The sequence below is a fragment of the Nitrosomonas sp. Nm34 genome (assembly GCF_900113925.1).
Taxonomy (GTDB): domain Bacteria; phylum Pseudomonadota; class Gammaproteobacteria; order Burkholderiales; family Nitrosomonadaceae; genus Nitrosomonas.
The window spans coordinates 62,801-71,946 of the sequence record NZ_FORD01000014.1 but is presented as its reverse complement, the minus strand read 5'-3'; the positions used below and the strand labels follow the sequence as shown (position 1 = coordinate 71,946).

General features: G+C 43.0%; 11 protein-coding genes. 6 read left to right on the top strand and 5 right to left on the bottom strand.

All coding sequences use genetic code 11. The features are described from left to right. Nucleotides 1–34: 34 nt before the first annotated feature. Entirely contained in the window at nucleotides 35–220 is a 186-nt protein-coding gene (locus BM283_RS08100; protein WP_090691850.1) for an IS630 transposase-related protein, read from the bottom strand. Nucleotides 221–808: 588 nt separating this feature from the next. Further along, nucleotides 809–1,684 carry a hypothetical protein gene (locus BM283_RS08090; protein WP_090691844.1) on the bottom strand — a complete coding sequence of 292 codons (876 nt, stop codon included), beginning with the start codon at nucleotides 1,682–1,684 and terminating at the stop codon, nucleotides 809–811. A gap of 131 nt (nucleotides 1,685–1,815) precedes the next feature. On the opposite strand from BM283_RS08090, the gene aat reads away from it, so the two are divergent. From aat to BM283_RS08060, 6 genes are read left to right on the top strand one after another with little or no spacing between them, the layout of a single operon-like run. Beyond that, nucleotides 1,816–2,517 carry a leucyl/phenylalanyl-tRNA--protein transferase gene (gene aat / locus BM283_RS08085; protein ID WP_090691843.1) on the top strand — a complete coding sequence of 234 codons (702 nt, stop codon included), beginning with the start codon at nucleotides 1,816–1,818 and terminating at the stop codon, nucleotides 2,515–2,517. Then, nucleotides 2,501–3,244, top strand: a complete 744-nt coding sequence (locus BM283_RS08080; protein WP_254776280.1) for an arginyltransferase — start codon at nucleotides 2,501–2,503, stop codon at nucleotides 3,242–3,244. The genes aat and BM283_RS08080 overlap by 17 nt, the downstream gene beginning before the upstream one ends. A gap of 46 nt (nucleotides 3,245–3,290) precedes the next feature. Continuing rightward, complete coding sequence (locus BM283_RS08075) at nucleotides 3,291–4,316, top strand: quinone-dependent dihydroorotate dehydrogenase (RefSeq protein ID WP_090691840.1); 1,026 nt, start codon at nucleotides 3,291–3,293, stop codon at nucleotides 4,314–4,316. After that, nucleotides 4,306–4,971 (top strand): RnfABCDGE type electron transport complex subunit B, encoded by a 666-nt coding sequence (locus BM283_RS08070; RefSeq protein ID WP_368086415.1) that lies wholly within the window; start codon nucleotides 4,306–4,308, stop codon nucleotides 4,969–4,971. The genes BM283_RS08075 and BM283_RS08070 overlap by 11 nt, the downstream gene beginning before the upstream one ends. Nucleotides 4,972–4,983: 12 nt before the next feature. Next, nucleotides 4,984–5,646 (top strand): endonuclease III, encoded by a 663-nt coding sequence (gene nth / locus BM283_RS08065; RefSeq protein ID WP_090691838.1) that lies wholly within the window; start codon nucleotides 4,984–4,986, stop codon nucleotides 5,644–5,646. Beyond that, the gene (locus BM283_RS08060) at nucleotides 5,647–6,075 is read left to right on the top strand and encodes a DUF1841 family protein (protein WP_090691836.1); all 429 of its coding nucleotides are present in this window, start codon (nucleotides 5,647–5,649) and stop codon (nucleotides 6,073–6,075) included. 212 nt (nucleotides 6,076–6,287) lie between these two features. On the opposite strand, the gene BM283_RS08055 is transcribed toward BM283_RS08060, so the two are convergent. The 3 genes from BM283_RS08055 to BM283_RS08045 form a co-directional block, all read right to left on the bottom strand. Beyond that, the gene (locus tag BM283_RS08055; protein ID WP_090691833.1) at nucleotides 6,288–6,614 is read right to left on the bottom strand and encodes a c-type cytochrome; all 327 of its coding nucleotides are present in this window, start codon (nucleotides 6,612–6,614) and stop codon (nucleotides 6,288–6,290) included. A 27-nt stretch (nucleotides 6,615–6,641) separates the two neighbouring features. Next, nucleotides 6,642–6,926, bottom strand: a complete 285-nt coding sequence (locus BM283_RS08050; RefSeq protein WP_090691868.1) for a c-type cytochrome — start codon at nucleotides 6,924–6,926, stop codon at nucleotides 6,642–6,644. Between the two features lie 174 nt (nucleotides 6,927–7,100). Next, on the bottom strand, nucleotides 7,101–9,023 hold the full coding sequence (locus tag BM283_RS08045; protein ID WP_090691831.1) for an ATP-binding cassette domain-containing protein: 1,923 nt from the start codon (nucleotides 9,021–9,023) through the stop codon (nucleotides 7,101–7,103). Between the last annotated feature and the right edge of the window lie 123 nt (nucleotides 9,024–9,146).

Genomic DNA, 9,146 nt, shown 5'->3' with positions numbered 1-9,146 from the left:
CGTACTGATAAGCATCAGGATAATCGCGAACATCCTAGCGCAATACCTCAAGATCAATCTTGCGTTGGCGAAACCCTTGAGGTTTACGATGGATGTTCTTAACCCAGCGTGTTACGCTGGCCACGCCAATATCAAACCGGGCCGCCACCTCGGCTATCGTAAGTCCTTCTTTCTTTCGGACAGACAGGACTTTACGGCGGAAATCTAATGAATAGGCCATCTTTACATTATAATCAAAATTATCTGGTTATGCTATATTGATGCTGTCTGCGGCTCGCCTTCGCGTCATTTTTGATTGAGAAATGAAATAAGATAATATGGGTAATGAAGTACCTGGCTTTGGTAAAACTGTCTTTGCTGCCAGCTTGCTTTAGAAACTGCAAGGATCTTTTTTATGGTACCGAATCGATATCAGTGGAAATGATTTTGCGAATATTTTTACTTTCGGCATTGGCTACGCAAAAAACCATTCCGAACAGAAGCTTAAACTCCCGGTTTTTACCGCTGAATATGCCGATGATGTAGAAGAAATAAAAACGAACTTCACATCACTGTGTTTAGGCTTTTATATGGGTTTTTCCAAGAAACTAGAATATAAAAAAAGACACCCCACCAGCTAGTAGCGGGGTGTAAAGGCTTCGTCACAAAATCATCTACTTATTACACTGATCTTGTTAGAAACAAGAAGAGAAATCATATCTATTTTGTTTAAACATAACTACGAACGACTAGTACTACTTAGGAGATTATCATTCTCTACAGCTAAAAAATCGTCCATCTCCCCTTACCTATCTCCCTTGTCATATCGTTAAAAACCGATTCCAAGGTAACCCCCGGCAGTCATGCCACTGACGTTAACGCCATCAGTCTTGCCAAATGTCTCATGATAACGTGCATCTGCCCCGATAAAGAAATCCTTCCAAATTCGGTAATCAAAACCCGCACCAAATGTCATGCCCGGCGCCAAAACCGTAATGGATTCAGATGGGGGGCTGATAACATGAAGAGAGAAGCCGACTGGGATAATCCAGGGCCTGAATCTATACCCCTCCAAGAATTTAATTTTTGGTGCAGCTGATAAGGTAAATTGAGATACTGTTACATCCCGTGGATTCAATGTTCCGCCGGCCAATTGAGTAGGAATATTAGCCAGCGCATTACCTTGTGAATTGCCGAATCGCTTGTATTCAAACATCAATTCAGCAAAGACGTCTGTCTTGGGCATGAACCCCCATACATCTTTTGTTAAATTGAAATCAAAACCTGCTCCGACATACCAGCCATCATTACCTCCTGCATCCTGTGCGCCGACTGGTGCAACATTGCTCTGCAGGGTTACGCCATTACGATTCTGTAAGTTATGCGCGAAGCCGCCACGGAAAAAGAGCATATGAGAGTGTTTGCTTTCATACCCTGTGACTTTCTTGATCTCCCGATCTTGCTGGACAACCTCTTCTTTTACTCTCCTAATCTCCTGTTCATCTTGTGCTGCTTTGCTTTTCACTTGATTGAGCTCATCCCGGATCGCCTTTAACTGATTTTCCAATATCTTGATCTGCTGCTCCATGGCTTCAGTTGATGTGCCACCGTGAGCGAACACCTGGGGGGAGCCCGTTGCTAGCGCCATAATGAATGAACTAACAGCTATACTAACGACTCTAGCTTTGTGACGGAATTGCTTCATTCGTTCTCCTTTCCATTATTGTTATTTGTTATTTATTCAATCTATGGATCGATAAATTTATAATAAGAAAAAATTACGTTATATGCCTTGATTTAAATCAAGGTATCTATATTTCATCACAGAATAGACTTATGATCCATTGGCTAACTCCTAATCCAGCATATTTTCCACCGCTAGAAATGGCGCTTGATGACCCCAATGGTTTGCTTGCCGCTGGCGGCGACTTATCACCGCAGCGCCTGCTGACCGCCTATCGTTGCGGCATCTTCCCATGGTTCAATCAAGGAGAGCCCGTTCTGTGGTGGAGCCCAAATCCGCGCATGGTATTATTTCCCGATGAGCTTAAAATTTCCCGTTCACTTCATAAAACCATGAAGAAGCATCATTACGAAATTCGATGCGATAGCGCGTTTACCCAGGTGATGCAAGCCTGTGCAGCTCCACGCATGGAAAATGAAGGAACATGGATACACCCGGAAATGATCTCAGCTTATACTGAGCTGCATCAAATGGGTGTGGCGCACTCAGTGGAAACCTGGATCGAAGGGAAGTTGGCAGGAGGGTTGTATGGGATTGCTCTAGGAAAAATATTCTTTGGTGAATCGATGTTCTCCTATGTGACTGACGCTTCCAAAATTGCCTTTGTATACTTGGTAAAACAGCTGGAACATTGGAACTTTGGCATGATTGACTGTCAGATGAAAACGAGACACCTTGCTTCATTAGGCGCCCGAGAAATTCCTCGCATTAAATTTGTTCAAATATTAAATAATCTACTCACCACTCCAGAAAGAATTGGGAAATGGCACTTTGATTATGCCTATCCAGAATGATACGATCTTGCCAGTTATGAAATTTCACACCACTGAGCTTTATCCATGTAGCTATTTGCCTGGCAAGCTTGCCCGTTCACAAATTGCGCTATCCGATGACTTGATCGATACAGCAGCCTATGCGCAACTGATCAAAATTGGTTTCCGCCGCAGTGGTAATTTTGTTTACCGCCCAAGTTGTGAGCAGTGTGAGGCTTGCGTTCCGGTACGTATCATTGTTGATCAGTTTTCATCTAACCGGGCGCAACGCAGAGCTTGGAAGCGACATCAGCATTTGATCGCCACCCAACATAAATTGCATTACCATCCTGATCATTACCGTCTCTATCGCCGCTATCAAGTCAAACGTCATACTTCCGGTGGCATGGATTATGATAGCCGTGATCAATATTGCAATTTTCTGCTGCAAAGCAACGTCGATTCCAAGCTGGTTACTTTCCATGAAAATAATCAATTACGCATGATCAGCATCATTGATCAATTACCAGATGGCTTATCTTCAGTGTATACTTTTTTCGATCCCGATATTCTCAATGCAAGTTTTGGTACTTTTAATATTTTGTGGCAGATAGCACAATGCCGCATAAAGAATCTGCCATTTCTTTATCTGGGTTATTGGATTGGTGAAACCCGAAAAATGAGTTATAAAACTAATTTCCAGCCTTTACAAAGATTATTCGACGGACAATGGCAAGCCTTCAGCAATTCTCCCCAAAAATTCGTTTAAATTGTTCTGTTTAATCCAATCCATTTAAAGGGTAAAATAAGTTTCAATGCGCTATCACTTTTTTCGCCCACTGCTATTTACGCTTGATCCCGAAACAGCGCACACCGTTTCTCTCACCGCATTACAGTGCGCGCAAAACCTGGGATTGCTGCGAGCTCACTCATTTGCCTGTAAGCCACGCAGGATAATGGGTTTAGATTTTCCCAATCCTGTCGGCCTTGCAGCCGGGTTAGACAAAAATGGCGCTTACATTGATGCGCTTGCAAAGCAGGGATTTGGCTCTATCGAAGTAGGCACGGTCACGCCTCGTCCTCAGCCGGGCAATCCACGGCCGCGCTTGTTCCGCCTCCCTCAAGCACAGGCCATTATCAATCGCATGGGTTTTAATAACGACGGTATTGATCGCTTGATCGAGAATATCAAATGTTCCAATTTCCAGGGCATACTGGGCGTAAATATTGGCAAGAATTTTGATACACCTGTAGATAAGGCAGTAGAAGATTATTTGATTTGTTTACAAAAAGTTTATCGTTATGCCAGCTATGTAACTATCAATATTTCTTCACCCAATACCCGCAATTTGAGACAATTACAAAATTCTGCCGAGCTTGAGCGCTTATTACATCTCTTGAAAAGAGAGCAAACAAAACTTAGCGATCAACAGGGAAAATATACTCCGTTAGTCATCAAGATCGCGCCCGATCTGGAATCATCACAGCTGGAGTCGATTGCTCAGCTATTGATAAAATACCAAATTGATGGCGTGATTGCTACTAACACCACAATTTCACGTCAGAATCTAGCACATTTACCGTTTTCCAATGAAACAGGTGGTTTAAGCGGCGCCCCCCTCAAATCACTCAGCACCCAAGTGATCAGAAAGTTATCTGCCTTGCTACAAGGAACCCTACCCATTATTGGTGTCGGCGGCATCCTATCTGCTGAAGATGCAAAAGAAAAAATAGAAGCAGGAGCGAATCTGATCCAAATTTATACCGGTTTGATTTATCATGGTCCTGATTTGATACGACAATCTGTTGAAGCCATTTGCACCTCCTGCCATGATGACTGATAAACGCAAATTAATAGAACAAATCGATGCCGTTCTGCCACAAACACAATGTGGTCAATGCGGCTTTTCAGGTTGTCTACCTTATGCTACGGCTATTGCAGAAGGCCATGCTGATATCAATCAATGCCCACCTGGAGAGGTAGAAGGTATCCGAAAGCTTGCTGCCTTAATGGGTGTAGCTTTCAAACCTCTCAATACAGCACACGGTGTACCCAAACCTAAATCGGCAGCTTTTATCAACGAAGAACAATGTATTGGCTGCACATTCTGTATACAAGCTTGTCCTGTCGATGCGATTGTAGGTGCCGCCAAACAGGTCCATACGGTGATCACAGAAGAATGTACCGGCTGTGAGCGGTGCGTGGCTCCTTGCCCGGTAGATTGTATTAGTATGATTCCCATTATCCCCTATCCTGAAAACCAGGCTCAGGAAATGAAGCAGCAAGCTGCTGATCGGGCACGGCAACGCCATCAATTTAGATTACAAAGACTTAAACGTGACAAACAAATACAAACTGAGAAATTTGCACAAAAATCATTGGCAGCAAAAGAATCTCAATCCTCACCAGAAAATGCCACTCTGAAAAAGGCTGCCATTCAAGCCGCATTAGCACGCGCACTTGCACATCGGGCAGAGACAATTGATCAAAAATAACCATCCCAAACCATGAATGCCGCCAAACGCCACGAAATTTTCACGCGCTTTAAAGCGGCCAATCCTCACCCTACTACCGAGCTTGAATACACTACACCATTCGAGCTACTTATCGCGGTCATCCTGTCGGCACAGGCCACGGATAAGAGCGTCAATCTGGCAACAAGAAAACTTTTTTCATTGGCTAACACTCCCGAGAAAATGATAGCACTGAGTGAAGCTAGATTAATCAGTTTGATTAAAAGCATTGGCTTATATAGAACAAAAGCAAAAAATATCCTCGCAACGTGTCAATTACTCATCCAACATCATCATAGTCAAGTACCGAGAACGCGAGTTGAGCTTGAGAAGCTACCGGGCGTGGGACGCAAGACTGCCAATGTTATTTTAAATACTGCTTTTGGAGAACCCACCATTGCAGTTGACACCCATATTTTCCGTGTTGCCAATCGAACGGGAATTGCTCCTGGCAAGAATGTGCGTGTGGTTGAGGATAAACTCATGAAACGCGTACCCATTGAATTTCGCCATGATGCACATCACTGGCTGATTCTCCATGGTCGGTATGTGTGCATGGCAAGAAAACCCGCATGTAGCTGCTGCCTTATCAATGATTTGTGTGAGTACGAACATAAAAACCTAGACAATAACCCTGTTGTTGCAATGAATTCCTAGATGTTTAATCCCACGAGAGAACAAGTCCGTCAGCTATTCTTTGAAACATGGCGTAAATTTCGCCAGAAAGAAGTCTTATCTGGTATAGAAACGATTGCACTAGAAGTCATCTTGTTGCATCCTGAATATCACGATATGCTTGATGATAGCGAGCGTTATCGCGATAAAAACTATTTTCCAGAGATGGGGGAAACCAATCCTTTTCTTCATATGAGTATGCATGTTGCTATTAAAGAGCAGCTTTCTATTGATCAACCCATTGGGATTCGCAAGAAATTTGAACTTTTGCTAAAGAAAACCGGGAATGAGCACGATGCAACTCATCTGATCATTGAATGTCTTGCTGAAATGCTTTGGCAGGCGCAGCGCGATCAAACGCCACCAGATGCTCAGATTTACTTCGATTGTCTGGATAAATGGATAGGCTAAGTAACTCCATTTCTGAATGAAAAATGGCGCTAAGGCGAGCCACAGGCAGTATCAATAATACGGCAGAGTAAAACTGACCAAGTCAGTTTTGATTTAGAAATGAAAGAGATCAATAAAAAACGGAATGTATAAAATCATACACTCCGTTTTTTTATTATATTTCTTGCTGAATAAGCAGAAGCTATGACTTACCTGCCTACCCACAGAACAAATTATTTCTTCACATACAAGCCAGATTGACTGGAATAATAAAAAGCCAGATTTTCAATATCTTCTTCACTCAACGGCGCAGCCATTCCAGCCATGATAGGATCTTTACGCTCACCAGTTTTATAGTCTTTTAAGGCTTTCGCAAGATAAGTTCTGGGTTGACCACCAATTTTAGGGAAATTTGGAGCAGGACTGTTGCCATCGGCTCCATGACAGGACGCACATACCTCTGCAGCTTTTTTCTTGCCAGCTTCGATATCAGCGGCAATACCGTACCCGGAAAAGAGTAATACCACACCGCTCACTGCGGCTACAACAAAATTATTCATGTTCTGATCCTTGCTTAAAGGGAAAAATTATTTACTCGCATAATACGCAGCCAAATCTTCAATATCTTGATCGGAAAGGGTAGCTGCAATTCCACTCATCTGAGGATGCTTACGTTCTCCTGATTTATACTCCTTAAGTACTTTAGCTAAGTAGGCCTCATGTTGTCCACCCAACTTTGGAACATGATAAACAACAGGATAAGATGTGCGATAACCCTCTATTCCATGGCAACCTATACACATGGAAATTTTGGCTTTGGCTGCTTCAGCATTACCGGTTGCCTGTACTACACCAGAAAATGCCAGAGACATGCCAGTAGCAAGTAATAATTTAACAGCTGCTGACTTTTTCACTTTGCGTGTTCTCCTCTCAAAAATGTAGACTTTAAACGATGAGTCATGTTAAGTCAATGAATATAATAGTGATCTCCCTGTTGTGGATAGGGAAATTATGTATGTTTTTTTTCCAAATAACCTCCTCCAATTTCATGCTGTTGATTGCTTGGATTCCAATTCTTCCCAGCGTGCAAAGCACTTAGTCAGCTCTTGCTCTATTGCAGAAAATCGTATTTGCAAAGCCTTGGCATCTTCAGGGGAATTTCGATAAATTGCAGAATCACTCAATCGTGTCGTAATAGAGGATTGCTCCTTTTCCAGTAAATCAATTTTTTCAGGCAAAGCTACCAGCTCACGCGCCTCTTGATAGCTCAATTTAATACGTGAAGCAGATGTAGATTTAGCTTTTTTGTCTTGGAAAGCAGGAGAAGATTTAGGGGTAGCCATTCTTTGCTGAAGTGCCACCTCCACAGAATGCTTACTCTGAACCCATTCTTCGTAGCCTCCCACGTATTCCCTCAAGATACCATTTCCTTCAAAGGCAATTACCTGGGTCACTACATTGTCGAGAAATGCGCGATCATGACTGACCAGAAACAGTGTACCGGCATAACTTTGTAGCAGCGTTTCCAGTAACTCAAGCGTTTCGATATCGAGATCATTGGTTGGTTCGTCCAATACTAACACATTGGCTGGCCTCGTAAATAAACGGGCCAGCAGTAGCCGATTACGCTCACCACCTGACAATGATTTAACTTTTGAGCGAGCACGCTGCGGGGCAAATAAAAAATCTTCCAGATAACTAATAACATGCTTACGCTCACCATTAATCTCTATGAAATCAGATCCTTGGTTGATGGATTCTACTAACGTTAAATCCGCATTTAACTGCTCACGCATTTGGTCGAAATAGGCCGCCGTCAGCTTTGTTCCTGTACGTATGCTTCCCGAATCGGGTTTCAGCTCACCCAATATAAGCTTCAATAAAGTTGATTTTCCGGCGCCATTCGGCCCCAACAATCCCACCCTATCACCCCGCATGATCCGACAGGAGAAATCTTTAATAATAATTTTATCACCGTAGCTTTTGGAGACATGCTCCAGCTCTGCGACCAGCTGCCCAGAACGCTCCCCTAGCTCGATATTAAAATTAACCGATCCGACACGATCACGTCGGGCTGCACGTTCCAGTCGTAATGCTTCCAATCGCCTTACCCTACCTTCATTGCGTGTACATCTCGCCTGAACTCCTTTGCGTATCCAGATTTCTTCTTGTGCCAGCACTTTATCAAATTTCTGATGATGCACTGCTTCGACTTGAAGAAGCTCAGCTTTCTTCTGTTGGTAAACCGCAAAACTTCCAGGAAAATTCTCCAGATGCCCGCGATCAAGCTCAATAATCCGTGTAGCAATATTATCTAGAAAACGTCGATCATGTGTGATGAAAATGACACTACCGGGAAAATCCTTGAGTAAACCTTCTAGCCATTCAATAGATGAAAAATCAAGGTGATTGGTCGGTTCATCTAACAATAGTACCTCTGGCATAACTACCAAGGCACGTGCAAGCGCCACTCGTTTTCTTACACCACCTGAAAGATTTTCTATCTGTGCATCTGGCAGCAACCCGAGCTGACTAATCACAGTATCTATTCTCGTTTGAATACGCCAACCATCCTGCACCTCGAGTATGCTTTGTAAATCCTGCAAGCGCTCGAGCAATGCTTGGGTATTTTTTCCGTTTTCACTCAAAGTATGAGAAATCTCATGATATTCGAGCAATACTTGGCTTAGATTTCCAAGCCCTTTAGAGACTTCCTGAAATACGGTACTGCCACCTTCAAATTGCGGCTCCTGTGGCACATAGACCAATTTCAATTCTGGTGCATACCAGAGCTTGCCATCATCCAACTTAATCTCACCTGCTATTATACGCAGGAGACTTGATTTACCACTACCATTACGGCCAATTAAACCGATACGCTCCCCTGAATCAAGTTGCAAATTAACATGATTCAATAATGCATGGTGACCGAATGCCAGACTGGCATTCTCAAGTATTACGAGAGGCATGAGAAAAACTAGAAAATTAGCAAACCTGTAATTCTTTCATGAATTACAGGACACAGCAAAATAATTTTTTATATAGAGGGACTTTTATTCAAAATATTCTAAAAAGAATGGAGCCCGAAGGCT

Bases quoted from the DNA above. Each gene is read 5' to 3' on its own strand.
- BM283_RS08050 (WP_090691868.1), bottom strand. From the start codon at position 6,926: ATGTCTCTGGCATTTTCTGGTGTAGTACAGGCAACCGGTAATGCTGAA.
- BM283_RS08060 (WP_090691836.1), top strand. From the start codon at position 5,647: ATGTTTAATCCCACGAGAGAACAAGTCCGTCAGCTATTCTTTGAAACA.
- aat (WP_090691843.1), top strand. From the start codon at position 1,816: ATGATCCATTGGCTAACTCCTAATCCAGCATATTTTCCACCGCTAGAA.
- BM283_RS08100 (WP_090691850.1), bottom strand. From the start codon at position 220: ATGGCCTATTCATTAGATTTCCGCCGTAAAGTCCTGTCTGTCCGAAAG.
- BM283_RS08070 (WP_368086415.1), top strand. From the start codon at position 4,306: ATGATGACTGATAAACGCAAATTAATAGAACAAATCGATGCCGTTCTG.
- nth (WP_090691838.1), top strand. From the start codon at position 4,984: ATGAATGCCGCCAAACGCCACGAAATTTTCACGCGCTTTAAAGCGGCC.
- BM283_RS08080 (WP_254776280.1), top strand. From the start codon at position 2,501: ATGCCTATCCAGAATGATACGATCTTGCCAGTTATGAAATTTCACACC.
- BM283_RS08055 (WP_090691833.1), bottom strand. From the start codon at position 6,614: ATGAATAATTTTGTTGTAGCCGCAGTGAGCGGTGTGGTATTACTCTTT.
- BM283_RS08090 (WP_090691844.1), bottom strand. From the start codon at position 1,684: ATGAAGCAATTCCGTCACAAAGCTAGAGTCGTTAGTATAGCTGTTAGT.
- BM283_RS08075 (WP_090691840.1), top strand. From the start codon at position 3,291: ATGCGCTATCACTTTTTTCGCCCACTGCTATTTACGCTTGATCCCGAA.
- BM283_RS08045 (WP_090691831.1), bottom strand. From the start codon at position 9,023: ATGCCTCTCGTAATACTTGAGAATGCCAGTCTGGCATTCGGTCACCAT.